Here is a 24,317-nt window from a genome sequence, read left to right on the forward strand (position 1 = left end):
AGAACGTGCTCCCGCTGGCGTCACCCCGGGCTTAGTCGTTGGTTATACCTGTGCCAACGGAGAGTTGCGCAGCCCGCGTTTCTTCCACGCCATTGCTACCCCGCCGCAGCCTGCTAGGCTCGCCACCCTCATGGGGTGGGGGATTTCATGCGTCGGGCTTTTGCGCTGTTGGCACTGCTGGTTCTGGCAGCCTGTTCCTACCAGCAACTGTTCAACCAGTTCAGCAATCCGCAGGAGCAGGCGCTGGCGCTGCAGACCGCGACGTCGGTTCAGAAGGGCGACGCGAACTGGCTTGCCAGCCATGCCAATCTCGAACTGCGCCCGCAGCTTACCCCAGATCTGGTCCACCGCATGCAGACGCTGGCGCCGCAGGGACAGCCGGCGCTCGGCTCGGTGAATGTCCAGCGCATGCAGGGGAATGCGGGCCCGATTGTGCTCAAGCAATTCGTCTATGAAGTGGCAGGCGGCGGCAAGTGGGCGCTGCTTCAAGTGGTGCTTGAAACCGATGGGCCGAAGCCGGTGGTCAATGCAGTATTCGTGCAGCCGCTGAACCGCTCCCTGCTGGACGCGAATGCCTTCACCTTCAAGGACAAGGGCTTCATCCACTTTCTGTGGCTGGCGCTGATGATGGCCGCGCTCGTGACCAGCCTCACTGCATTCATTTTGGCGCTTCGCACACCCAGGCTGAGTCTGAAGTGGCTGTGGTGCGTCGGCGCCCTGGTTTCGTTCGGCATGTTCCAGCTCGACTGGACGACCGGCCAGTGGGCCGTGACCCCGATCGGCTTTCTTGTGCTCGGCGCTTCTGGCTTTCAGGGTGGGCCGTTCGCACCCTGGGTCATGTCATTCGGCGTGCCGCTGATCGCGATCGTTTTCCTTATCCTGCGAGCAATGGACCGGCTGCCGCTGAAGGGCGACACGGCCAGGCCCCCCAAGGCACACAAGGGTACCGAGCGTCTTCGTTCGTCAGCGGAAGAGGAACCGACAGACCCGGCCTGAAGGGCCCGGGGCGACGCCGTCAATCCTCTACTGGCACCCCGTACAGATCATGCTCGTCGGCGTCCTCGATTTCGACGCGGACGATGTCGCCCTGTTCGAGATGGCCCGCGTCGCGCAGGAAGACTTCGCCGTCGATCTCCGGCGCGTCGGCCTGGCTGCGGCCGGTGGCGCCGCCGTCTTCGTCGACCGCGTCGATGATCACTTCCAGCGTGCGGCCGATCTTCGCCTCCAGCTTGGCGGCGCTGATCGCGGCGGTCTTTTCCATGATGCGGGCGTAGCGCTCTTCCTTGACCTCTTCCGGCACCGCGCCGGGGAGATCATTGGCCGAGGCGCCCTCGACCGGCTCGAAGCGGAACGCGCCGACGCGGTCGAGCTGGGCCTCGTCGAGCCACTCGAGCAGATACTGGAAATCCTCCTCGGTCTCGCCGGGGAAGCCCACCACGAAAGTGGAGCGGATCGCGATGTCCGGGCAAATCTCCCGCCAGCCGCGCAGCCGCTCGAGCACCTTGGCTTCGTTGGCCGGGCGCTTCATCGCGCGTAGCACATTCGGCGCGGCGTGCTGGAACGGAATGTCGAGATAGGGAAGCACCAGCCCCTCCGCCATCAGCGGGATCACCTGATCCACATGCGGATAGGGATAGACATAGTGCAGCCGCACCCAGGGGGCGATCTGGCCCAGCTCGCGGGCTAGGTCGGTCATGTGCGGCACGACTTCGCGGCCCTTCCACATCCGCGGTTCCTTGCGAATGTCGATGCCATAGGCCGAGGTGTCCTGGCTGATGACCAGCAGTTCCTTGGTACCTGCCTCGACCAGCTTTTCCGCCTCGCGCAGGATCGCGTCGGGCCGGCGACTGACGAGGTCGCCGCGCAGCGACGGGATGATGCAGAAGCTGCAGCGGTGGTTGCAGCCTTCGGAAATCTTCAGATAGCTGTAATGGCGCGGCGTGAGTTTCAGTCCGCTGTCCGGCACCAGGTTGACGAAGGGCGAGGGCGGCATCGGCGCCGCTTCGTGCACCGCGCCGACCACTTCCTCATATTGATGCGCGCCGGTGACGGCTAGGACATTGGGGAAGCGGGCGCGGATGACCTCGGCTTCCTTGCCCATGCAGCCGGTCACGATCACGCGGCCGTTTTCGGCAATCGCCTCGCCGATCGCCTCAAGCGATTCTTCCTTGGCGCTGTCGAGAAAGCCGCAGGTGTTCACCAGCACGACGTCCGCGCCGGCATAGTCCGGCGACAGCGCATAGCCGTCCGAACGGAGCTTGGTCAGGATACGCTCGGAGTCGACCAGATTCTTGGGACAGCCGAGCGACACCATGCCCACCTTGGGGGCTTCGGGGAGTCGCGTTGCCATGATTGGCGGCGCACATAGGGCGAGTGCGTCCGAAAAGCTAGGGGCGCGGCCGGAACGCGCTCGTCCTGCGGAGGATTACGCATTCGGGCGTCGCCTCCCAGGCGCTACAGCGGCACCATATTCGCATGGAGAACAGGCCATGACTTCGCCCGCCCCGGCACCGCTCGATCACCCCATCCAACTCAAGACCCGTTCGGGCCTTGTCATCGATGTTCGCCCTGCGGCGGCCGAAGACGAGGCGGCGCTGGAGGCTTTTTTTGACGCCGTGTCGGATGAGGACCGCCGGTTCCGCTTCCTCACCGCCTGCGCCCATATCGATCGCTCCCAGGCCGCCGCGCTGACGCATGTCGACCATTGGCAGACGGAAAGCTTCCTGGCGTTCACGGCCGCGGGCGAACTGGTCGCCTCTGCCATGCTCGCCTGCGACAAGGCGATGGAGACGGCCGAAGTCGCGATTTCGATCCGTGCAGACCGCAAGGGGCAGGGGATTGGCTGGAGCCTGCTCCAGTTCCTGACTGCTGAGGCCAAGCGGCGCGGTGTCGGCAAGTTGCTGTCGATCGAGAGCCGGGAGAACCATCTGGCGATCGAATTGGAACGCGAAATGGGCTTCGCCGCCCGCCCGGTGGAAGGCGACCCCAGCGTCGTACTGCTCGAAGCGCGGTTCTGACGGCGCCGGTCAGGCCGGCGCGCGGAACAGGAAAAACGCGCCGGCTGCGATCAGCGCAAAGCCGATCAGGTGGTTCAGGCTGATCTTCTGCCCCAGGTACAGCACCGAGAAGCCTGCGAAGATCGTCAGCGTAATCACTTCCTGCATCCCCTTCAGCTGCGCGGCCGAATAGACTGCGCTGCCATAGCGGTTCGCCGGCACTGCGAAGCAATATTCGATAAAGGCAATGCCCCAGCTGGTGACGATCGCCAGCAGGAGCGGGGTGCTCTTGAACTTGAGATGCCCGTACCAGGCAAAGGTCATGAACAGGTTGGATACGAGCAGCAGGCCGATCGGCAAAAGGCGATCGATCACAGGCGCGGCAACCGGCTGAGTGGATCGACCGGGGTGCGACCCTGACGCAGCTCGAAATGCAGTTCCGGCCGCGGCGCGCCGCCGCTGCGCCCGGCGAGCGCGATCGTTTGGCCCTGCTTCACGGCCTGGCCCCGCTGCACCATCAACTGGCTCGCATGGCCATAGACGCTGGCCCAGCCATTTCCGTGCTGCACGATCACCAGCCCTCCGAGCGAAGGCACTTCATTGCCGACATAGGCCACGACTCCATCTGCAGACGCCCGAATAGGCGTTCCTGCCGGAACGGCAATCTGTATGCCATCGTTCCGTTCGCCGCCGGGATGGGGTCCGAAACGGCCGATCAGGGCGCCGCGAACGGGCCAGTCGAATGCGCCGCCGAAGCGCGCGGGTGATTCCACCGGTGTGGTGGAAGGCAGTACGCGGCCCGAATTGGCGGCCGGTGCCGCAGGCTGGCTTCGATCGGCAACCGCGGGCTGACCGCCCGTCACAATGTCATCGATATCGACATGAAAGCGCGCGGCGCGCGCAGTTCGGGCGTCAGCGCGGCTGTCGGGAATGAGTAAGCGCTGCCCCGCGCGCAGCTGAAATGGTTCGTTCAGCCCGTTGGCAGCGATAACCTTGCTCCAGGAAACGCCATAGGCCTGCGCGATTGCGATGCCGGTGTCGCCGCCGCGGACGAGGTGATAGCGGCCCGCCGGAATGGTCAGCTTCTGCCCCGGGACGATCGTGTAGGGCAGCGTGAGCCCATTTGCATGCGCGATCGCATCTACGCCGGCGCCCGTTGTCAGCGCGATGCTTCCCAGCGTGTCACGCGGCGAAACGGTCCAGCTGGAGGCGGCGATGCGGCGCGCGTCGGCGGTTACGGGGCGAGCCACCCAGGCCGACGGCGGCGCAGGCAGGCTGCGTACGTCGGTATCGCCTTCCAGCGACTGATGCTCATAGCCGGTTTCGCTGGCAGTCTGCATCGCCGAAACGGGCGGGGGCGGCGTCTGACTATAGCCATGGCCCCCGCTCGGCGGGATGCAGCCGCTCAATAGCATGGCGCCGAAAGTGGCGACCAAAAGCCGAATTCCCATCATAGCCCCGACCCACGCATTCATGGTTAATGCGGTTGGAACTACCGAGTTATGGTTAGCTAAAGGTAAAGAGCTGCCAGATTTTGCATGGATTCGCGGTGCGTGAGATCCAGATGCAGCGGTGTGACAGTAACGAAACCCTGCTCGATTGCTTCCAGGTCAGTATTCGGCATCGGCTGATGCGGAAGTCTTCCCATTGCCAGCCAATAATAGGGAAAACCGCGCGGATCCATGCGCTTATCCAGACCGACCCGGCCGTAATCACGCAATCCCTGCGACACGACCTTGATGCCGCGAACGGCATCAGCCTCGACCGGCGGGAAGTTGATGTTGATCAGGGTGCGCGGCGCCCATGCCAAATTGAGTAGCGGGCGTAGCGCGCGTTCGCCCCAGGCCTCGGCCGTGGCGAAGGGAACGGCATCCCCCATCCCCGACTGGGCGTAGCGCTGGCTGAGCGCGACGGAGCGGATGCCGGCGAGCGCACCTTCCATCGCTGCCGAAACGGTGCCCGAATAGCTGACATCCTCGCCCAGATTGCCGCCGCGATTGACGCCCGACAGGATCAGATCGGGCTTGGCATCCTTCATTACTTCGGCCAGCGCGAACATCACGCAGTCCGTCGGTGTGCCGCGGACCGCGTAACGATTGTCGGCATGGCGGCGCACGCGGAACGGTTCGGTCAAGGTCAGCGCGCGGCTCTTGCCCGACTGCTCTTCCTGCGGTGCAATGACGGTGACGTCATCCGAGATCGTCCGCGCAATGCGTTCGAGCACCGTGAGGCCGCGCGCGTGATAGCCGTCGTCGTTGGTGAGCAGGATGCGCATCAGATGCGCGGTTCCAGGCGATTGCGCCCGCCCAGATAGGGCTGGAGCACGCTCGGCACTGCCACCGATCCGTCTTCCTGCTGGTAATTCTCCAGCACCGCCACCAGCGTGCGGCCGACCGCCAGCCCCGAGCCATTGAGCGTATGGACGAAGCGCGTGCCCTTTTCGCCTTCGGGCCGGTAGCGGGCGTTCATCCGCCGTCCCTGGAAATCGCCGCAAGTCGAGCAGGACGAAATCTCGCGGTACCGGCCCTGGCCGGGCAGCCAGACTTCCAGGTCGTAGGTTCGCGCGGCGGTGAAGCCCATGTCGCCACTGCACAGCTTCATCCGGCGGAAGGCGAGGCCAAGCTTGGTCAGCACGTCCTCGGCGCAGGCGGTCATCCGCTCATGTTCTGCCTCGGACTGATCGGGCGTGGTGATCGACACCATCTCGACCTTCTCGAACTGATGCTGGCGGATATAGCCGCGCGTGTCGCGTCCGGCGGCGCCCGCCTCGGAACGGAAGCAGGCGGTAAGCGCGGTCAGGCGTAGCGGCAGTTCTTCCTCGCTCAGGATCTTTTCGCGCACCGCGTTGGTCAGGCTCACCTCGGCGGTCGGGATCAGCCAGCGTCCATCCGTCGTCTGGAACAGATCCTCGGCGAATTTCGGCAGCTGCCCGGTACCGAACACGGCTTCGTCGCGCACCAGCAGCGGTGGCACGCATTCCTCATAGCCATGGCTGCCGGTCAGCGTGTCCAGCATGAACTGGCCCAGCGCGCGGTGCAGACGCGCAGCATCGCCGCGCACGAAGGTGAAGCGCGCGCCGGAAATCATCGCGCCGGTTTCGAAATCCAGCCCGATCGCCGGTCCGATGGCGTCATGCTCGCGGACCGGAAAACCAAATTGCGGCACCATGCCGCGTTCGTGGACGAGGGCGTTGTCGTTTTCGTCGGCGCCCTGCGGCACATCGGCATAGGGAAGGTTGGGCAGCGCGGCGAGGCGGCCTTCCAGGTCATCGCCGACCGCCTTTTCCTCCGCCTCCAGCGCGGGCAGCCGCTCCTTCAGCGCGGCGACTTCGGCCATCAGCGCGGCGGTGGTCGCTTCATCCTTCTGCGCCTTGGCGGCGCCGATCGCTTTTGAAGCCTCGTTGCGGCGTGCCTGGCCGGCCTGCAGCTCGGTCACCAGCGCGCGGCGGCGTTCGTCGAGCGCGAGAAGCTCGGCGGACAAGGGCGGCAGCCCACGGCGCGCCATGCCCTGGTCAAAGGCTTCGGGGTTTTCGCGGATGAAGCGGATGTCGTGCATGCCGCCAGCCTATGGCGAGGCACCCGGCGCTGCGCAACCCCGCCCCGGGCTCAGGCTTCCTTGCTGCGCGAAAGCCGCTTGCGGGCGACCAGTGCAGCAGCAGCGCCGCCGAACAACAGGACCATCGGCGGCGCCGGCACCGGGGAGGGATCACCGGACGAAGCACCCCCGCTCGCGCCGGAGCTGGAGGGATCACCGGAACTGCCATTATGGCCGCTGGACCCGCTCGAATTGCTCCACCCGCTGGACGTGTTCCACCCGCTCGAGTTGCTCCACCCGCTCGACCCGCCGTTCGATGTCGAGCTGGACGTGCTGGATGAGCCATTCGAAGTCGACGAAATGCCGCTCGAGGTGGAACCGGAGGTCGAGGACGAAGTCGATACACCGCTCGACGTGGATACACCGCTGGAGTTCGACGACGAGGTCGACACGCCGCTAGAGGTCGAGACCCCGCTCGAAGTCGATGTCGAGGATGAACTGGAAACCCCGCTCGACGTGGAAGAAGAGCTGGATATGCCGCTCGAGGTCGAACTCGACACGCCGCTGGAAGTGGAGCTGGAAACCCCGCTGGAAGTCGACGAGCCACCGGTCGACGAACTGGTTGAGGAGCCACCGCTGGAGCTGGACACGCCGCTGGAGGTGGAGGAGCCGCCGGTGGAGCTGGAGATCCCGCTGGAAGTCGACGATCCGCCCGTCGAAGTGGACGAGCCTCCGGTCGACGTAGAAGAGCCGCCCGTCGAGGAACTGGTCGAGGAGCCGCCGGTCGAAGAGCCGCCGGTGGAGGTGGAAGACCCCCCGGTTGATGTGGACGATCCGCCCGTGGAAGAACTGGTGGAAGACCCGCCGCTCGACGATCCGCCCGTCGACGATCCCCCGGTCGAGGTGGACCCGCCGCTTGACGAGGATGTCGACGAGATCGTGATGTTTATCCCGCTGCTGTTCCCGGAGCTGGAACTGCCGCCGGAGCTCCCGCCGCCCGAGCTGCCGAAAAAGCCGCCGGCGAAGAAGCCGCCCATGAAGCCGACGCCGCTCGATCCGCCGATGACGGTCGGGGCATAGCTGCCGCCCGATCCGCCCGCGGCGGCAGCGGCTGCAACTGCGGGGGGCAGGGGCACCGGCGCGCCCTGTGCGGTAAGAACCACGACCTGCGGCTGGCCCTGGGTGCGGGTAGTTACGGTACGGCGAACGGTGCTGACCTGCCGCACCGCACGGGCGACGACAGCGCGGTGAACGACGCGCTTCTTCGCGACAACGGCGCGCTGCGCCACGCTGGCGTGGTGCTGCGCGTTACGCTGTGCGACATAGACTCCGCCGCCGCCCACAACGGCGCCGCCGCATACGCAGGCACAGAGTTTTGCCAAAGCAGTACGAACAGACATCTTGCCCCACTCATCCGATCCCGGCCGCTTTCCTTTCGGACTTCCACGACGCCCCTTGTCGATGCCCGAAAAAAGCCAACCAATGCTTTACGCACGAGAGCACTAATTTTGCATTTACCTCCTTATCCCTAAAATCAGGTGTCGCGAGCCCCAACAAACAGGGTTAATGTACTGGTTCGGCACAATCGGGCTCGCCAGACCGCCCCGTGCCGCGCAGTTGGCGCGCCCATTTCCTGCCGAAACAGGCTGGTTCAGCGTCCGCTAATTTCCTCCATTTTAAGTCGGAAAGCGCGGTTCCTTCGAAAAGGCTGCGCTTGTTAACCGCGGCGCGCGAAAGTATAGGCCCTCCGGGCAATGACAGTCTCCGGTGGCTGACCTCCGGGCAGACTGGTGTGGAGAGTGGGGATGGCTACTGTTTTGGATCGTTTTGACGAACCGGGTAAAGGCGTACCACCTGCTGCCAATGACGGCGAAGACGGGTATCGGCCAAGCGCTGACGAACCCTTCATGAACCAGCGGCAGCTCGATTATTTTCGGGCGAAGCTCAACGCCTGGAAGGACGCGATCTATCGCGAAGCGGCAGGCACGCTGAACCAGCTTCAGTCAGACTCGTTGCGCGAATCCGATCTTACCGACCGCGCATCGAGCGAAACCGACTGGTCGATCGAACTGCGCACCCGCGATCGCCAGCGCAAGCTGATCGCCAAAATCGACTCCGCGCTGCGCCGGATCGAGGAAGGCGAATATGGCTATTGCGAAGTAACCGGTGAACCGATCCCGCTTGCCCGGCTCGAAGCGCGTCCAACCGCGACGATGACCGTCGAGGCACAGGAACGGCACGAACGGAACGAGAAAATCAGCCGCGACGAATGACGCCATGCCGCCCGCCCCGCGAGAAATCTTCGCAAGGGCGGGTTCGGTTAACCGATTCGATAAGGATTGCTGGTTTAGTCGCGCGCAAAGACAGGAATGCGTTTGAGAGCGAGAATGGATCAGTCTCCCTTGTCACCAGTGATGCTTTCGGCCGACGACTTTGCCGGGAAGCGCAGTGATGCGCGGGACAGCCTGCTGCTGGCGGCGCATTTGCTGGTCGATGGCGGCGATGCCGGGCAGGTGCGCGTTCGCAACCTCTCGGCCGGTGGGCTGATGGCGGAATATTCCGCACCGATCGGCATTCGCACCCCGGTGCAGGTGGAAGTGCGCGGCGTCGGCTGGGTCAGCGGCCGCATCGCCTGGGCCGCCGAAGGGCGGGTAGGCATTGCTTTCGACAACCCGATCGACCCGAAGCTCGCGCGCAAGCCGGTGGGCAAGGGTGAAACCACCCCGGTTTTCGTAAAGCCGATTATCACGCGCCGCTGACAGGCGCTTTCGCATCGGCGCGGGCGCACCGTGCGGATTGCGCTCGGGTGGGCCGGCGCGAGGCGTTTGTCGCCCCGCGCCCGCCTTCCGCCAATTTAGTTGTGGACAGCCACCGTAGCGGTCATCTCTTCCTTGACGCGGAGCTTCTGCTTCTTCAGGTGCGCAATGAGTATCTGATCGGGGAGGGGGCGCTGCGATTCGACGGCGATTCGCTCGTCCAGGTGCGAATGTTTGGCGCTAAGTGCCGAAAAATGCGCGTTCTGCATGGAAGCGGTCCTCCTTGGACATTTGCGGGGGGATCAGACTACATCACGAAAAATCGTTCTTGTCGCGCCTAGAATATTCCCGGATCGACGGGCTGCGAAAAAGACACGACGGTCTGCGGTTGGTTGAGCGAAGCGAAGGCGGGCAGGGATCGGCATGGAAGATAGCGAGATCCTGCGCAGGCTCGAGGCGCTCCGTTCCGAACATCGCGATCTCGACGCTGCCATCGCGGCCTTGCTCGGCACCGGAACCAGCGACCAGTTGCAGATTGCGCGGCTGAAAAAGCGGAAATTGCGGCTTCGCGACGAGATCGCATTGCTCGAGGATCAACTTATCCCCGACATTATCGCCTGAGCGTCCCCTTTCTGCCCATCGCGGCGGAAATTGGGTCTTTTCCGCCCCGGGGCAGCTGTGGCACCACCCTGCCCATGACGGACCCGGCCGCCACCCAGATTCACCGCAAGCTGGTCGACTCGCTCTATGTCGAGGCGATGATCCTTGCCGACGAGGCGCGCGGCTATTTCGACCAGATGGGGCGTGAGGAACGCGACGCGCTGGACGCGCTGGATCGCGTCGCCTTTTCCTGCGAATCGCTGAAGGTGACGACGCGGCTGATGCACATCATCGCCTGGCTGCTCACCCAGCGCGCTGTCGACGCGGGGGAGCTGGAGCCGGCGGATGCACTGGCCCCGTCGCGCCGGCTGGGGCCTGCACCCGAAACGGCAGCCGACACGCTCGCGTCGATGCCGCCACAGGCGCACAGCATCATCTCCACCAGCATCGATCTCTATCGCCGGGTCGCCCGGCTCGATTCCTCGCTGGAAATGCCGGTGGCGATCATCAGCCCCGCGCGCCGTATGCTGGATCGCCTCAGCGGCGCCTTCTGAGCCGCCTTTTCCGGGGGGTTCAGGCCAGCAGCCGCGCCCGCGCAGCCGCATATTCCTGCTTCAGCCGCTCGATCCGCACTGCTGCCGGCTCGATAGCGTGGACTGCGCCGATACCCTGGCCGGAACCCCAGATATCCTTCCAGGCCTTGGCGCCGCCAAAGTTCATCGCGCTGGGATCGCTCTCCGGCAGATTATCCGGATCGAGCCCGGCCGCGACAATCGAGGCGCGCAGGTAATTGCCGTGCACGCCGGTAAACAGATTGGAATAGACGATGTCGTCCGCATGGCCGTCGACGATCGCCTGCTTATAGGCCTCGACGGCATTCGCCTCTTCGGTGGCGATGAACGGCGAGCCGATATAGGCGAGGTCGGCGCCCATCGCCTGCGCCGCCAGAATGGCGCCGCCATTGGCGATCGCGCCGGAAAGCGCCACCGGCCCGTCGAACCATTCGCGGACCTCCTGCACCAGCGCGAAAGGGCTCAGTCGACCCGCGTGGCCGCCTGCACCTGCTGCGACCAGAATCAGTCCGTCGGCGCCTTTTTCGACTGCCTTGTGGGCAAATTTGTCGTCGATCACGTCGTGGAGCGTGATGCCGCCCCAGCCATGGACGGCATCATTAAGCTCAGGTCGGGCGCCGAGTGAGGTGATGACGATCGGCACCTTCCATTTGGCGCAGGTTGCAACGTCTTCTTCCAGCCGCGGGTTCGACCGGTGAACGATCTGGTTGACGGCAAAGGGCGCCGCAGGGGTATCGGGGTGGTCGCGGTCCCACGCGGCAAGCTCTTCCGTGATCTGGTGCAGCCACTCGTCGAGCTGGCTCTGCGGCCTGGCATTGAGCGCCGGGAAGGCGCCCACAATACCCGCCTTACACTGGGCGATCACCAGCGCGGGCACCGAGATGATGAACAGCGGCGAGCCGATGACGGGAAGCCGCAAGCGGTCGAAGAGCGGGGGAAGTGCCATGCCGGAATTGATACCGCAGTGACAAAGCCTGTCTAGGCATGCGCCTGCGACGTTACGGCAGCGCCTTGTTTGCAGATACCTTTTCAGGAACCGCCATTGCGAATCGCCGACTCAGTCGATCCGCGTAAGGCCTTCGGCATAGTCGCGCTGCTTGGCGGCATAGAGCGCAGAGCTGGCCCGCAACAATGCCCGCTGCGCGTCATCCAGCGGGCGAACGGCGCGCGCCGGGCTGCCGACGATCAGATGGCCGGCAGGGAACGTCTTGCCCTCTGTCACCAGTGCGCCTGCGCCTACCAGGCATTCCGGGCCGATAACCGCGTTATTGAGGATGATGGCACCCATTCCGATCAGTGTCCCGTCGCCGATGGTGCAGCCATGCAATACCGCGCGGTGCCCCACCGTCACTTCCTCGCCAATGGTCAGGGGCGCGCCCGGATCGGAATGCAGCACCGCACCTTCCTGGATATTGCTGCGGGCCCCGATTGCGATCGGGGTATTGTCGGCGCGGATCACGGCACCGAACCATACACTGGCGCCTTCGCCCAGACGGACATCGGCGATCAGTTCGGCACTGGGGGCGACCCAGGCATCGGCGGCGATCTGGGGCGCCTTGCCGTCTAGTGCATAGAGCGGCACGGCCTCAGAGGCTCACGCTGTCGAAGCCGGCGGGGAGCGGCATGTGCATTCCCAGTGCCAGCGCGAGGGCGACCGCGCCCATCAGAACCGCGAGGGTCGAGGAAAGCGAGAACAGGCCCCAGCCGACCAATGTCACAATCGGTGCATCGGCCCGCTGTTCGCGGCGATTGCGCTGCATTGTCATCAGCACGAAACCTGACGCCATCGCGTAGATGAAGACGAAAAATTCAGTCATGTTCCACCACCCCGGTCTTTCCCCGGAACGCGGCCTAACCCGTTCAGCTTACGGCAGCAATGCTGGGAAAATGCGGACTGCCGCAGCGCGGACTGCGCTGGCCGCAAGTGCGGGAACGACAAGAGGCTTAGAGCGTGAACCATAAACGGCCAGGTGCTGCTGCTCGCTAGTCGCGTCTGACCGAACGCATTGCCATGCGCACGATCTGCCAAATCACTGTGGCATAGTAGATGACGATTGATCCAAGAAGCATCGCGAATGGCAGGATTAGGAGCAGGCCCAACCCGGGGGGGCCTTCTCCGTCATCGTGAGCCGCGAAGAAGATTACGCGAACCGACACCCACTCAGTTGCTAGAGAAAAAGGAAGAAAGAGCAGGTGAGCCAACCATGGCCGCGCTCGCTCGGTGGCCCGACCCCAGAACCAAAGCGCCAGGAAAGGAGGCGCGAATAGCGCCACGAGCCAAGCCGCCAGACCGAGAACGAAAAAGCCTATCGCTGCCATGATGGCATACTTCCATGGTGTGACTTGGTTCGCCAGAGGTTTAAGGTCGGCGAATTCCGCGTCGCTCGAATCTATAATTCAGCGTTGGCATGCGCCGATACGACCTGACGGACTTCGAATTGCATGTGATCGAGCGCTTCTTCTCCAAACTCAAGCACTTCCGCCGCGTCGCCACACGCTACGCCAAGTTGGCGGAGAACTTCCTCGCCATGGTCCAGCTCGCATCAATGCGGCTGTGGCTCCGCACTTAGGAGTCTACGACCTAGAGCGTCACACCCCGCTTCCAGATGGCAATTTCCCGCTCGCCATTGCGTTCGGCGGCGGTCTGTTGGCCCGACGCGACCGCGACGATGGTGTCGAGCAGGGCGCTGGCCGCATCATCCATGCCCTGCGCAAGAACCTGGCCGGCATCGAAGTCGATCCAGCCGGGCTTGCGGGCGGCGAGGTCGCTGTTCGAGGCGATCTTTACGGTAGGCACCGGAAAACCGAGCGGCGTTCCGCGTCCGGTGGTGAACAGGATCGCGGTCGCACCTGCCGCGGCAAGCGCGGTGGAGGACACGGCATCGTTGCCGGGCGCCTCCAGCAGGGTCAGCCCGCGCCGTTGCACGGTCGCACCATAGCCGATAACGTCGGTAACGGTCGCATGGCCTGCCTTCTGCACTGCCCCCAGCGACTTTTCCTCAAGCGTAGTAATGCCGCCGGCGATGTTGCCGGGCGACGGGTTTTCCGAAACCGGTTCGCCATGCCGCGTGAAATAGGCTTTGAAGTCGTTGACCATCGCCACCACGCGGTCAAAGATCGCGGCGTTTTCGGCGCGTTCCATCAGCAGTTGTTCGGCGCCGAAAATCTCCGGGATTTCGGTCAGGATCGCGGTGCCGCCTGCGGCTGTGACCGCGTCGCTCATCCGGCCGACCAGCGGATTGGCGGTAAGCCCTGAAAAACCGTCCGAACCGCCGCATTTCACGCCCAGGACCAGTTCGGCAAGCGGGGCAGGGGTGCGTGTCGCCTGCCCGACGACAGCCACCAGTTCCTCGACCAGCGCCAGCCCTTCCTCGATTTCGTCGGCCGCTGCCTGCGCACCGATCGTGCGAATATTGGGATTGGTGATGCCGGGCAGCATGCCGCGCATCTGGTTGGACTCGCATCCCAGGCCGACAAGCAGTACGCCACCGGCATTGGGGTGGTTGGCGAGCGCCGTCAGGATCGCCCGCGTGCCCTCCAGATCGTCGCCGAGCTGCGAACAGCCAAAGGGATGCGCGAAGGCATGAATGCCGTCGACCTGTCCGCCAAATCGCTCTGCCGCCCGCGCGGCAATCTTCTCCGCAGTGCGGCCGACGCACCCCACGGTCGGCAGGATCCAGATTTCATTGCGGGTGCCGACACGGCCGTCACTGCGGCGATAGCCCTGAAATTGCGGCCCTTCGACAGGCGCCGGCGCAGCGAAGCGCGGCGTGTAGCCATAGGCCCCGCTGGTCGCGAGCGCGGTGGCGACATTGTGGACATGGACATGTTCGCCGGCAGCGATGGCGCACAGCGCGCGGCCGATCGGGAAGCCGAACTTGCGCACCTCGCTTCCCGCTGCAACGTTGCGCACGGCGACCTTGTGCCCCTTTGGAATGTCGGCCGTTACGGTAACGCCGAGATGTCGCTCACCCGCCGCCACGTCACGCAGGGCAGTGGCAACATCGTCGCTGGGGTCGATCTGGAAGAGCGCGGGAGACATAGGCACCGATATGGCAAGGAAATGCGGTCTTGGTAACCGGTGTCGCCGGCACTGCAAGGCCTTCCGCACAAGGCCTTACATTGCGCCATTGCCAGCACCCGTTCGGGCGATAGACTAAGGTTATGCCTAAACGGGTCGCGCCATGAACCTGCGTCACATCGAAATTTTTCACGCCGTTTATGTGAACGGTTCGGTGAGCGGCGCGGCACGCGCGCTCAACGTGTCGCAGCCTTCGGTCTCGAAAATGCTGCGCCATGCCGAATCGCTGCTCGGCTTTCCACTGTTCGAGCGGACCAATGGCCGGCTGGTGCCCACCGAGGACGCGCATATGCTGTTCAGCGAGGTGAGCGAGATCCAGGACCGCGTCTATGCGCTGCGCGAGGCGAGCCGGAACCTGAAGCGCGGCGCCGGGCAGATGCTGCGCGTCTCGGCCTTGCCCTCACTGGCGCTGGCGGCGTTGCCCACTGCGGTCGCGCGGTTCCTGCGCAACCACGACCAGGTGAAGTTCGACCTGCAGACGGTCCACCACGACGACCTGCTGCGCAAGCTCTACGAGCGTGAGACCGACATTGCGATTGCCTATGAAGTGCCGCCGGCCGCGCCGATCGGCCATCGCTGGCTGGGCGAGGGCGAACTGGTGGTGCTCTATCGGGAAGCCGATATGCCCGACGCGCCGGCGCGCATCACGCTGGATCAGTTGCGCGACCAGCGCTTCATCAGCCTGGCTGCCAGTGGTCCGATCGGCCATCTGTTTACCCAGGAACTGCAGCGGGCGAATGTCGAGCCGGACGAGGTGGTGTCCGCGCGCACCTTCTACATCGCGACTGCGCTCGTCGCGCAGGGGGTGGGGATGACGGTGGTGGACAGCTTCACCGCGCAGGCGTCCCTCGCCCCCGGTCTGGCGATGCGTCCGCTCAAGCCGCCGGTGACGTTCGACGTCCATGCGATGTTCCTGCTGAACCGGCCGCCCACGGCGCTGGCGACCGAGTTTCTGAAAACGCTTGCGCGCGTGATCGACCTGTCATGAGCCGGGGCATAACGCCCGGCTATGGCGGCGGGGTGGATCGTTATGCGCGCGGACGCCGCGTAAAGGATAGCGTGCCGGCATGATCCCCGCTCCGTTCCTTCTCTATCTCGGCCACAGCACCGACTTTGCCGGCATCAAGACCTCGCGCGGTCTCGCCGAGTTCCGGCCCGGCGACTGCGTCGGCGAATTTCGCCACGACGATTGCCCGCTCACGCTCGGGCTGGCACGGCTGTCGATCGCCGAGGGGGCAGCGCGCGGCGCGCGGACGATGGTGCTCGGAATCGCCAATTCGGGGGGGGTAATGGACGACGCCCTCATCGCCGACGCCGCCGCCGCTCTAGAGGCCGGCATGAACGTTGCCGCAGGTCTCCACCACCGCCTCCGCGACATCCCCCGCCTTGCCGCGCTGGCTGCGGAACTGGGGCTGCAATTGTTCGATGTGCGCGAACCGCCGGCTGCGCTTCCCGTCGGCAGCGGAAAACCGCGCGCGGGGCGGCGCCTGCTGACGGTCGGCACCGATTGTTCGGTGGGCAAGATGTACACCACCATAGCGCTGACCAGCGGATTGCAGGCGCGCGGCGCCAAGGCCGATTTCCGCGCGACCGGGCAGACCGGCATTCTGATTGCGGGCGACGGCGTGCCGATCGACGCCGTCGTAGCGGATTTCATCTCCGGCGCGGTCGAGCAGCTTGCGCCGGCCCGCGACGATGGCGGATGGGATGTGATCGAGGGGCAGGGGTCGCTGTTCCATCCATCCTATGCCGGTGTTTCACTGGGCCTGCTCCACGGCGCGCAGCCCGAAGCGATCGTGCTGTGCCATGATCCGGTGCGGCAATCGATGCGCGGTATCGAAGGGCGGCCGCTGCCCGACCTTGCCGCATGCCTTGCGCTGAATCTGGAAATGGCGCGGCTCACCAGCCCGGAGGTGCGCGCGGTAGGCATCGCGCTCAACACCTCGCGGCTGTCCCGCGATGCCGCCGAGCGGCTCTGCGCCGAAACGGCCGAGCGGCTGCGTCTGCCCTGCACCGACCCGATGGCCTTCGGTGTGGACGCAATCCTCGACGAACTGCTCAATGCGTCGCACGGTTGAGGCTGTCCATGAGCGGTTTCCGCTCAGCCGCCCCTTCCGCATTTCGCGGGGGGAAAAGACGGTAGCCGATGTCGTCACGGTGCGGATCACCGCCGATGGCGTGACCGGCCGGGGTGAAGGGGTGCCCTATCCGCGCTATGGCGAAAGCGTCGAGACCGCTCTGGCGGCTATCGCTGCGGCCCGTCCCGCGCTGGAGGCGGGTGCAACGCGCGACGACGTCCTGGTACTGATGGCGCCGGGTGCCGCGCGCAATGCAGTCGATTGTGCACTCTGGGATCTCGAAGCGCGTGTTCGCAACAGTTCGGTTGCGCAGGTGATTGGCGCGCCTGAGCCCCGCGCGATGGCCAGCGCGCTTACCATTGGCATCGATACGCCCATTGCCATGGCGGCTGCGGCGCGGGCTGTGGCGGCCGCGCCACTGATCAAGGTGAAGGTCGATGCGACCATCCCCGACTTACAGATCCGCGCGGTACGGAGCGCCGCACCCGATGCCCGGCTGATCGTCGACCCTAATGAGAGCTGGGACGAAAGGCTGCTCCGCGCGCTGGAACCGGTGCTGGTGGAATGCGGTGTCGCCTTGCTCGAACAGCCGGTTGCCGCCGATGCCGATGCATGGCTGGCAGGATTTACCAGCGCGGTGCCGATCTGCGCTGACGAGGCCGTGCATGTCGCTGCCGATCTCGACCGGATTGTCGGGCGCTACAGCCATGTCAACATCAAGCTGGACAAGACCGGCGGGCTGACCGCAGCGCTGGAACTTGCCGATGCAGCGCGGGCGCGGGGATTGGGGCTGATGACCGGCTGCATGATCTCCACGTCGCTGTCGATCGTCGCAGCGCTGCACATCGCGCGGCGCAGCGATTTCGTCGATCTTGACGGGCCGCTCTGGCTTGCCGAGGATCGACCCGGCGGGGTGCATGATGCGGAAGGCTATCTGTTGCCGCCGCAATCGGATTTCTGGGGATCGGCATGAAGATCGCGTTGCTGTCGGGTGTGGCGCTGCTGGGGCTGGGCGCCGCGCCCGCCACGGCGCCGGAACAGGTGGACCTGCTGATCCAAGGGGGCAACGTGTATCCTGGCGCCGGCACGCCCTTTATCGGCGACGTCGCGGTTCGCGGCGACCGGATCGTTGCGGTTGGGCCGCACCTGACAGTGCGGGCCAGACGGACCGTGGATGCGCGCGGCATGATCGTCGCGCCGGGCTTTATCGATCCGCACACCCATATGGGCGACGACCTTGCCTCGCCCGACCCGACGGTCCGGCTGATCCCCGCCTTTCTGATGCAGGGCGTGACTACGGCCTTTATCGGCAACGACGGCGGCGGTGACCCCAATGTCGCGCGCGTGCTGGGCAGTGCGGCGAGCCGCCCGGTGGGTATCAACTATGCCGTCTATGTCGGCTTCGGGGCCGTGCGGGAGAAAGTGATCGGCGAAGCCAACCGGGCGCCGACGCCCGAGGAACTGACGCGCGAGAAGGCGCTGGTGGCCGATGCCATGTGCCATGGCGCACTGGGGCTTTCGACCGGGCTGTTCTATGCGCCGCAAAGCTTTTCCAAAACCGACGAAGTGGTGGCGCTGGCCGAAGAGGCGGGGAAGCGCGGCGGCGTCTATGACAGCCACATCCGCGACGAGAGCAGCTATACCGTCGGCCTGGCGGCAGCGATCGACGAATTGCTGCAGATCGGACGCGAGGCGCATCTGCCGGTGCATATCAGCCATATCAAGGCGCTCGGCGTCGATGTGCAGGGCATGGCCCCAACGATCATCGCCAAAGTGAATGCCGCCCGGGCCTCCGGTCAGGATGTTACGGCGGACCAATATCCCTGGTCCGCCAGCGGGACGAGCCTGGTCGCATCGCTGATGCCGCTCTGGGCGCAGGATGGCGGGCGGCCAGCACTGCTCCAGCGTTTCGATGATGCCGCTCTGGCGGCAAAGCTGCGCGCGGGGATCGTCGAAAATCTGCGCAAGCGCGGCGGGGCGGACAAGCTGCTGATCGTCGAGGGCAAGTATCGCAACCAGACGCTGGCGGCGGTGGCGAAGGCAATGGGCAAGGATGCGGTGGACGCCGCGATCGCAGTAATTCGCATCGCCGACCCTAGTGTGGTGTCATTTAACCAGAGCGAAGCCGACATCGCCGCCTTCATGGCGCAGCCCTGGGTGATGACGGGTTCCGATGCCTCAGGCGGGCATCCCCGCGTCTATGGCACGTTCGCACGGAAATACGCCAAATATGTCGTGGCGGATAAGGTGTTGTCGCTGCGGGCTTTCATCGACCGGAGCAGTGCGCTCCCGGCGGACTGGTTCGGGCTGACGGATCGGGGGCATCTGCGCGCGGGAGCGTTTGCGGATGTCGTGGTGTTCGATCCCAAAAGCTATGCTTCGCGCGCAACGTACGAGGAACCGAAGCTGCTCGCCGCCGGGGTTCGGACCGTGCTGGTCAATGGCGTGGTCGCGGTCGACGGGGGGGGGATAACCGGCAACGCCGGCGGGCGGGCGCTGCCGCATGCTCCCAGAGCCGGTACGTGCGGGTGAGGGCGTTGCTCCGCCGCTGGTTGACCGTCCCTCTTTGGCAGCGTGTCCTCGCCGCGCTGGTGCTTGGCCTGGCGTTCGGAATTCTTTGGCCTGCTGCTGCGCCGAAACTGATGTTCTTGGGCGACCTGTTCGTCCGCGCGATCCGGATGCTGGTCGCACCGATCGTTCTCGTCACGATCGCTGCGGGCATCACCGCGCTTGCCGATCCGAAGCGGCTGGGCGGTCTCGGGGGACGCACGGTCGGTTTGTTCGCACTTACCACGGCCCTCGCCGTATCAGTGGGAATGCTGGTCGCAATGCTGGTACAGCCGGGCCTTGGCGCGCCGCTCGGCACGGCCGCACCGCACGCGATGGGCAAGCCGGTCACGCCCTATGACCAACTGATTGGCATTATCCCCCTCAACGTCGTTGACGCGCTCGCCAGGGGCGACATGCTCGCGTTGATCTTCGTTGCGATCCTTACCGGCTGCGGCACGGTGGTCGCGGGCGAGGCGGGCAAGCCGTTTGCGGTGTTGCTGCAGTCGCTGTCGGCGGTGTTGCTGCGCATCGTCGGTATCGTGATGGAGGCGACGCCGTTCGGGGTGTTCGCGCTGATCGCCAATGCCGTTGCCGCGAACGGCGCGGCGATGTTCGTGCATGTCGGCTGGCTCGCACTGGCGGTCGTGCTGGGCTCGCTGATCCAGATGCTGGTGGTTCACAGCCTGTTGCTGCGGCTGGTCGCGCGCCTGCCGGTGCTGCCCTTCTTCCGGGCTATCGTCGATGCGCTGGTGGTCGCCTTTTCCACTGCCTCCAGCTCAGCGACATTGCCGGTGGCGATGCGGGTTGCGGAGGACAATCTGGGGCTGGGCCGCCCGGTCTTTTCCACCGTGTTGCCGCTCGGCGCAAGCATCGGCAAGGATGGAACGGCAATGTATGTCGGGCTGCTGAGCATGTTCGCGTTGCAGGCGTTCGGCGTACCGCTGACGCCGCAAGTGTATGGGCTGGTGCTGCTGACGGGCGCGCTTGCCGCATTCGGCACCGCGCCGGTGCCGTCCGCCTCGTTGTTCATGCTGGCGGCAGTGCTGTCGGCTGTGGGGGTAGCGCCCGAGCAGACCGCGCTGGTGGTGGGATTTGTGTTGCCGTTCGACCGGCTGCTCGACATGACGCGCACCGTACCCAGCGCCTCGGCAAATCTGGCGGTCGCGACCTGCGTCGCGCGGCTGGAGGGGGAACTCGACGAAACCGTCTATCGCGGAGCCGATCGCGCATGAGAAACTCGCTGCTGCTTGTTGCGCTGTGCGTCGCGCTGCCCGCCCAGGCCCAGTCGGACCTTCAACAGCGGGTGGAAACCAAGCTGGAAGAGGCAGGCCCGGGACTGCGCTTCGGCATGGTCGTGGTGGACGATCAGGGGCGCGAGATCGTCGCGATCAACCCCGATCAGCGCTTCATTCCTGCCTCGAACACGAAGATGTTCACCACCGCCGCCGCCTATGCCACGCTGCCGGTTGATGCGCCCGATACCGAGGGTGGTGCATCGGTGCGGATCGAGGGGCGTGACGTGGTGCTGGCCGGGCACGGCGACGCGCGACTTTCGAGTGCGGAGGATTGCAAGACCGATTGCCTCGCGACGCTGGCCGATGCGGTGGCCGCAAAGACGCGGCGTGTGCGCGACGTGATCGGTGACGATACCGCCTTTCCCGACGAGCGCTGGAGTTCAGGCATGAGCTGGAACAACATCCCCACCCGCTCCGGCACGGGCATTTCCGCACTGACGTTGGACGATAACGAACTGGTGATCCGCGTGACGCCGGGCGCCGCAGGCACGCCCCCGCGTATCGAGGCGCCGGGCTACATCACGATCGACAACCGAGCGACGAGCGCCGCTACCGGTGCGACGGGCCTCGGCTATGACCGTCTGCCGCTGCAACGGCGGTTGCGCATCACCGGCTCGATCGCCGCGGGTGGTGCGCCGGTGACCCTGGTGACCGGTATAGACGATCCCGCCGATTATGCCGCGTGGCGGTTCAAGGCGATGCTGGCGGCGCGCGGCGTGACGGCTGAAGGTACGGTGCGGGTGCGGCATCGCCCGCTCGGCCCCAATGACGATCCGAGGCTTCGCGGCGACGCGCCGGTGGTGCGCCCCGCCGATTCGCCGCCACTCGCCCGGCTGACGCCGTCGCCGCTCGCCGAAGACCTGATCCATACCAACAAGGTCAGCCAGAACCTCCATGCCGAGCTGCTGCTGCGCCGGGTGAGCGCGCGGCAGGGCAGCGGATCGGTAGCTGACGGGCAGGCGGTGGTCTCCACGCTGCTGGGGCAAGCAGGATTACCGCGCTGGGCCTATAGTTTCTACGACGGGTCGGGCATGTCGACCTATAACCGCATCACGCCGCGTGGCGCGGTGGCGCTGCTGCGCTGGGGCGCCGCGCAGTCCTGGGGGACAGCATGGCGGGCGAGCTTTCCGGTGGGCGGGGTCGACGGCACACTGGCCCGTCGCTTCAAGGGAACGGCGCTGGAAGGGCGGATATTCGCCAAGACCGGCTCACTCAATGCCACCAACGGGCTGGCCGGCTATATGCTGGCGGCGAGCGGCCGGACGCTGACTTTCGCTGTCTATGCCAATGATGTGCCCGAAGGCGTGTCGGCCACCCGAGCGATGGACGCGGCACTCGAGGTGATCGCAGCAGCGGAGTAGGGCAGCGCTACGCTGTCCAGGCCGCCGCGACCGCATCCCCCGTCGCAGGGCGCAGCGTGAAGATCCCGCTGTCGGAGTGGCGGCTCGGATGCACTCGGTTTGTAAGCAGCGTCCAGGCGATGCCGCGTCCGAAATCGATCCACAGACCGGTGCCGGTGAAGCCGGTATGGCCGATCGTTTCGTCTGAACAGGCCTGCCCCCCCGACCAGCCGTCGAACTTGCGTTCCCAGCCGCAGGTCCGGTGGCCCTGCTGGCGCGTGCGGATCGCCGAAAGCGCGGCCGGGCTCGCGCCGCTGCCGTTCAGCAGGCCGAGGGCGAAATCGAGCACGCCATCCACCGTGCCGAACAGCCCGGCATGGCCGGTTTGGCCACCCATCGCGAAACAGTTCTCGTCATGGACTTCGCCCCGCAACACCCGGTCGCGCCAGCGGCAATGCTCGGTCGAGACGACATGCGCATCGGTGATCGGCCCGTAGCGCAGGCCCTTGCCGATCGGCCAGGCACCGATCGGGGCGCCAGTGATCCTCTCGATGGCAATGCCGAGCAGGATGAAGTTGATATCCGAATAGACTGGTTCCGTGATCAGCTTCCATTCCCGCTGCAGTACAAAGGCACGCAGCCGGGCCGGATCGCCGTTATAGGTATAGATCGGCTCCACCGCCGGCAGCAGCGAGCGATGCGCAAGGCAATCGCGGAACGTCAGTTTGCGCTCATAGGCATGGGCGACGTCATATTGGCGCAGGTCCGGAATTGCGCTGGTCAGTGGTGCGTCGAGGTCGATCCTGCCCTGGTCCGCGAGCGCGAGGATGATCGTGGTAGTCGCGATCACCTTGGATACCGAAGCCAGGTCGAACCAGTGGTCGCGCGTCAGCTGTTCGGGTTCCGGAACCAGCGCCGCCATGCCGCGATGCGTCACGAAGCGGCGTCCGTCAACGCTGACAACGCCCAGCGCCGCACCCGGAATGCGGCGAGCATCGACCGCAGCACGGGCGGGTGCGAAGGCCTGTTCGATCATGGCGCCATCTCCGGGCGGTCATCGGGTCGTGCGCGGACCCCGGCGAGGAAAGGAAGGAAGGCGATCGCCGCAAGGCTGACGACGCCGGAGGTAAAGAAGAACAGATCGAACCCGTGATAGCCCATCCGGTCGATCTGCTGCACCACCTGTCCGCCCGCGCCTGAGATCAGGCGCGAAAGCAGAAAGGCAAAGCCCGACAGGAACGCATATTGCGCGCCGGGGTAGCGCGGGTTGACCAGCATCGACAGCCAGACGACGAACACCGCGCCTGCCATGCCGTTGCCGAACTGGTCGGCGGCGGTTGCGACATAGAGCGCGGCTTCGCTGCGTGTCTGATGGGCAAGCCAGACAAAGCCGAAATTGCCGAGCGCCGCGAACACTGCGCCAATGCTCAGCGTGATACCGTTGCGCCAGCGCGTGACCATCCAGCCCCCGACGCCGACCCCCAGGATGCTTGAAACCAGCGCCACCAAGCCATCCGCCTGACCGATCTCTGTTTTGGAATAGCCGAGGCCGAGGACCATCGGCTTCGACATATTGAGCGCAAGCACATCGCCCATGCGATAGACCGAGACAAAGGCTAAAAGCCCGATCGCGGCGTAACGATAACGCCAGAAGAAATCGACATAGGGCCCGATCGCCGCCGATTGCCGCATGCGCGACTCCGGCCCTGCGCGAACGATCCAGGGCAATGCCGCTGCCATCAGCAAAAAGGGCAGCATCGCGAGAACGAAGACGTAATATTTGATGTCGGTGTCCCCGCTCATGCCGGCATGCGCAGCTGCAGCGAGGAGCAGCCAGCCGAGACCTGCCGCGACAGCGAGAGACGTGCCCAGGATCATTGCGCTGGCCAGCAACCCGGTTAGCAACGCGACCAACCGGCCGCTGCCTCGGGCGCTATCCGGCGCGGTGGCGCAGAGAATGGGGAAGGGCAGGAATGCCCCGATGGCGATCGCGAAATAGGCCGCCGGCCAGCCGAGCGCGGGAATGTCGGCGATCAGCAGGGCGCCGCTTGCAGCAGCAACCATCGATGCCCGATAACCCCAGAGATTCGCGGCGGCGAGCGGCCCCTGTTCCGCCTCTGTGGGGGCAAGTTCGATGCGCCAACCATCGGCGGCGATCTCGAGCGTCGTCGTCCAGAAAGCGAGCAGCACCGCAAACAATGCCGTCAGCGGCAAGCTGGCATCGCCCGCCGTCGCCGCCATGGCGAGCATCGCCGTGAAGATGCCGAGCTGCGACAGCAGGATCCAGCTCCGCCTTTTTCCCCAAAAGCGAGAGAAGCCGGGAATGTCGAACCGCTCCAGCAACGGCGCCCACAGGAATTTGAAGGTCGGGATCAGCTGGACCCAGGCGAAAAACCCGATGATCCCCAGCGTAACGCCATGTTCGGTCAGCCGCGCCGCAAGCACGGTGGAGAACATGTAGAAGGGCAGCCCGGCCGAAAAGCCCAGCACCAGATAGAGCGCCATTTTACCCCAG

General features: G+C 65.3%; 25 protein-coding genes and 1 pseudogene. 14 read left to right on the plus strand and 12 right to left on the minus strand.

Annotated elements, in window-relative coordinates; all coding sequences use genetic code 11:
• The first annotated feature begins 147 nt into the window (after positions 1–147).
• On the plus strand, positions 148–996 hold the full coding sequence (locus ACT53K_RS06515; protein ID WP_476227760.1) for a hypothetical protein: 849 nt from the start codon (positions 148–150) through the stop codon (positions 994–996).
• 19 nt (positions 997–1,015) lie between these two features.
• On the opposite strand, the gene rimO is transcribed toward ACT53K_RS06515, so the two are convergent.
• Positions 1,016–2,350, minus strand: a complete 1,335-nt coding sequence (rimO, locus tag ACT53K_RS06520) for a 30S ribosomal protein S12 methylthiotransferase RimO (protein ID WP_476227761.1) — start codon at positions 2,348–2,350, stop codon at positions 1,016–1,018.
• A gap of 139 nt (positions 2,351–2,489) precedes the next feature.
• Here rimO and ACT53K_RS06525 point away from each other — a divergent pair, with 139 nt between their 5' ends.
• Complete coding sequence (locus ACT53K_RS06525) at positions 2,490–3,017, plus strand: N-acetyltransferase family protein (protein WP_476227762.1); 528 nt, start codon at positions 2,490–2,492, stop codon at positions 3,015–3,017.
• A 9-nt stretch (positions 3,018–3,026) separates the two neighbouring features.
• On the opposite strand, the gene ACT53K_RS06530 is transcribed toward ACT53K_RS06525, so the two are convergent.
• From ACT53K_RS06530 to serS, 4 genes are read right to left on the minus strand one after another with little or no spacing between them, the layout of a single operon-like run.
• Complete coding sequence (locus tag ACT53K_RS06530; RefSeq protein ID WP_476227763.1) at positions 3,027–3,371, minus strand: DMT family protein; 345 nt, start codon at positions 3,369–3,371, stop codon at positions 3,027–3,029.
• Positions 3,368–4,450 (minus strand): peptidoglycan DD-metalloendopeptidase family protein, encoded by a 1,083-nt coding sequence (locus tag ACT53K_RS06535; protein WP_476227764.1) that lies wholly within the window; start codon positions 4,448–4,450, stop codon positions 3,368–3,370. Before ACT53K_RS06535 ends, ACT53K_RS06530 begins: the two co-directional genes overlap by 4 nt.
• A 56-nt stretch (positions 4,451–4,506) precedes the next feature.
• Entirely contained in the window at positions 4,507–5,271 is a 765-nt protein-coding gene (surE, locus tag ACT53K_RS06540) for a 5'/3'-nucleotidase SurE (RefSeq protein ID WP_476227765.1), read from the minus strand.
• Positions 5,271–6,551, minus strand: a complete 1,281-nt coding sequence (gene serS, locus ACT53K_RS06545; RefSeq protein ID WP_476227766.1) for a serine--tRNA ligase — start codon at positions 6,549–6,551, stop codon at positions 5,271–5,273. Before serS ends, surE begins: the two co-directional genes overlap by 1 nt.
• A 78-nt stretch (positions 6,552–6,629) precedes the next feature.
• On the opposite strand from serS, the gene ACT53K_RS06550 reads away from it, so the two are divergent.
• The 3 genes from ACT53K_RS06550 (at position 6,630) to ACT53K_RS06560 (ending at position 9,289) form a co-directional block, all read left to right on the plus strand.
• Entirely contained in the window at positions 6,630–7,610 is a 981-nt protein-coding gene (locus ACT53K_RS06550; protein WP_476227767.1) for a hypothetical protein, read from the plus strand.
• Between the two features lie 725 nt (positions 7,611–8,335).
• Positions 8,336–8,803: an RNA polymerase-binding protein DksA gene (gene dksA / locus ACT53K_RS06555; protein WP_476227768.1), complete on the plus strand. Its 468-nt coding sequence runs from the start codon at positions 8,336–8,338 to the stop codon at positions 8,801–8,803.
• A 114-nt stretch (positions 8,804–8,917) separates the two neighbouring features.
• Complete coding sequence (locus ACT53K_RS06560) at positions 8,918–9,289, plus strand: PilZ domain-containing protein (RefSeq protein WP_476227769.1); 372 nt, start codon at positions 8,918–8,920, stop codon at positions 9,287–9,289.
• Between the two features lie 95 nt (positions 9,290–9,384).
• Here ACT53K_RS06560 and ACT53K_RS06565 read toward each other — a convergent pair whose 3' ends face one another.
• A complete protein-coding gene (locus ACT53K_RS06565) occupies positions 9,385–9,555 on the minus strand; it encodes a YdcH family protein (protein ID WP_476227770.1) in 171 nt (56 codons plus the stop codon).
• Between the two features lie 154 nt (positions 9,556–9,709).
• Between ACT53K_RS06565 and ACT53K_RS06570 the strand changes: the two genes are divergently transcribed.
• Both ACT53K_RS06570 and ACT53K_RS06575 read left to right on the plus strand, forming a co-directional pair.
• A complete protein-coding gene (locus tag ACT53K_RS06570) occupies positions 9,710–9,907 on the plus strand; it encodes a YdcH family protein (RefSeq protein WP_476227771.1) in 198 nt (65 codons plus the stop codon).
• A 74-nt stretch (positions 9,908–9,981) separates the two neighbouring features.
• A complete protein-coding gene (locus tag ACT53K_RS06575; RefSeq protein ID WP_476227772.1) occupies positions 9,982–10,440 on the plus strand; it encodes a DUF1465 family protein in 459 nt (152 codons plus the stop codon).
• 19 nt (positions 10,441–10,459) lie between these two features.
• On the opposite strand, the gene ACT53K_RS06580 is transcribed toward ACT53K_RS06575, so the two are convergent.
• The 3 genes from ACT53K_RS06580 to ACT53K_RS06590 form a co-directional block, all read right to left on the minus strand.
• The gene (locus ACT53K_RS06580) at positions 10,460–11,404 is read right to left on the minus strand and encodes an NAD(P)H-dependent flavin oxidoreductase (protein ID WP_476227773.1); all 945 of its coding nucleotides are present in this window, start codon (positions 11,402–11,404) and stop codon (positions 10,460–10,462) included.
• Between the two features lie 111 nt (positions 11,405–11,515).
• Positions 11,516–12,040: a gamma carbonic anhydrase family protein gene (locus tag ACT53K_RS06585; RefSeq protein WP_476227774.1), complete on the minus strand. Its 525-nt coding sequence runs from the start codon at positions 12,038–12,040 to the stop codon at positions 11,516–11,518.
• 4 nt (positions 12,041–12,044) lie between these two features.
• Entirely contained in the window at positions 12,045–12,275 is a 231-nt protein-coding gene (locus ACT53K_RS06590) for a hypothetical protein (protein WP_476227775.1), read from the minus strand.
• A 618-nt stretch (positions 12,276–12,893) separates the two neighbouring features.
• Here ACT53K_RS06590 and ACT53K_RS06595 point away from each other — a divergent pair.
• Positions 12,894–13,028: pseudogene (locus tag ACT53K_RS06595) on the plus strand (IS5/IS1182 family transposase); the annotation flags it as partial.
• 11 nt (positions 13,029–13,039) lie between these two features.
• Here ACT53K_RS06595 and ACT53K_RS06600 read toward each other — a convergent pair.
• On the minus strand, positions 13,040–14,500 hold the full coding sequence (locus ACT53K_RS06600) for a UxaA family hydrolase (RefSeq protein WP_476227776.1): 1,461 nt from the start codon (positions 14,498–14,500) through the stop codon (positions 13,040–13,042).
• Between the two features lie 142 nt (positions 14,501–14,642).
• On the opposite strand from ACT53K_RS06600, the gene ACT53K_RS06605 reads away from it, so the two are divergent.
• The 6 genes from ACT53K_RS06605 to dacB all read left to right on the plus strand — a co-directional run bounded on the left by ACT53K_RS06605 (position 14,643) and on the right by dacB (position 21,823).
• On the plus strand, positions 14,643–15,527 hold the full coding sequence (locus ACT53K_RS06605; RefSeq protein ID WP_476227777.1) for a LysR family transcriptional regulator: 885 nt from the start codon (positions 14,643–14,645) through the stop codon (positions 15,525–15,527).
• 79 nt (positions 15,528–15,606) lie between these two features.
• Positions 15,607–16,617, plus strand: coding sequence for an N-acetyltransferase DgcN (gene dgcN / locus ACT53K_RS06610; protein WP_476227778.1), 1,011 nt, complete (start codon positions 15,607–15,609; stop codon positions 16,615–16,617).
• Positions 16,601–17,590: an N-acetyl-D-Glu racemase DgcA gene (gene dgcA, locus ACT53K_RS06615; RefSeq protein WP_476227779.1), complete on the plus strand. Its 990-nt coding sequence runs from the start codon at positions 16,601–16,603 to the stop codon at positions 17,588–17,590. Before dgcN ends, dgcA begins: the two co-directional genes overlap by 17 nt.
• Positions 17,587–19,149 carry an N-acyl-D-amino-acid deacylase family protein gene (locus ACT53K_RS06620; RefSeq protein WP_476227780.1) on the plus strand — a complete coding sequence of 521 codons (1,563 nt, stop codon included), beginning with the start codon at positions 17,587–17,589 and terminating at the stop codon, positions 19,147–19,149. Before dgcA ends, ACT53K_RS06620 begins: the two co-directional genes overlap by 4 nt.
• Positions 19,150–19,154: 5 nt before the next feature.
• Positions 19,155–20,399, plus strand: a complete 1,245-nt coding sequence (locus tag ACT53K_RS06625) for a dicarboxylate/amino acid:cation symporter (RefSeq protein ID WP_476227990.1) — start codon at positions 19,155–19,157, stop codon at positions 20,397–20,399.
• On the plus strand, positions 20,396–21,823 hold the full coding sequence (gene dacB / locus ACT53K_RS06630; protein ID WP_476227781.1) for a D-alanyl-D-alanine carboxypeptidase/D-alanyl-D-alanine endopeptidase: 1,428 nt from the start codon (positions 20,396–20,398) through the stop codon (positions 21,821–21,823). The genes ACT53K_RS06625 and dacB overlap by 4 nt, the downstream gene beginning before the upstream one ends.
• A 7-nt stretch (positions 21,824–21,830) precedes the next feature.
• Here the strand turns inward: dacB and ACT53K_RS06635 are convergent, their stop codons facing one another.
• Together ACT53K_RS06635 and ACT53K_RS06640 are read right to left on the minus strand one after the other, a co-directional pair.
• Positions 21,831–22,838, minus strand: a complete 1,008-nt coding sequence (locus tag ACT53K_RS06635) for a serine hydrolase domain-containing protein (protein WP_476227782.1) — start codon at positions 22,836–22,838, stop codon at positions 21,831–21,833.
• Entirely contained in the window at positions 22,835–24,307 is a 1,473-nt protein-coding gene (locus ACT53K_RS06640; RefSeq protein WP_476227783.1) for an MFS transporter, read from the minus strand. Before ACT53K_RS06640 ends, ACT53K_RS06635 begins: the two co-directional genes overlap by 4 nt.
• Between the last annotated feature and the right edge of the window lie 10 nt (positions 24,308–24,317).

The organism is Sphingomonas sp. DMC8, assembly GCF_056314185.1.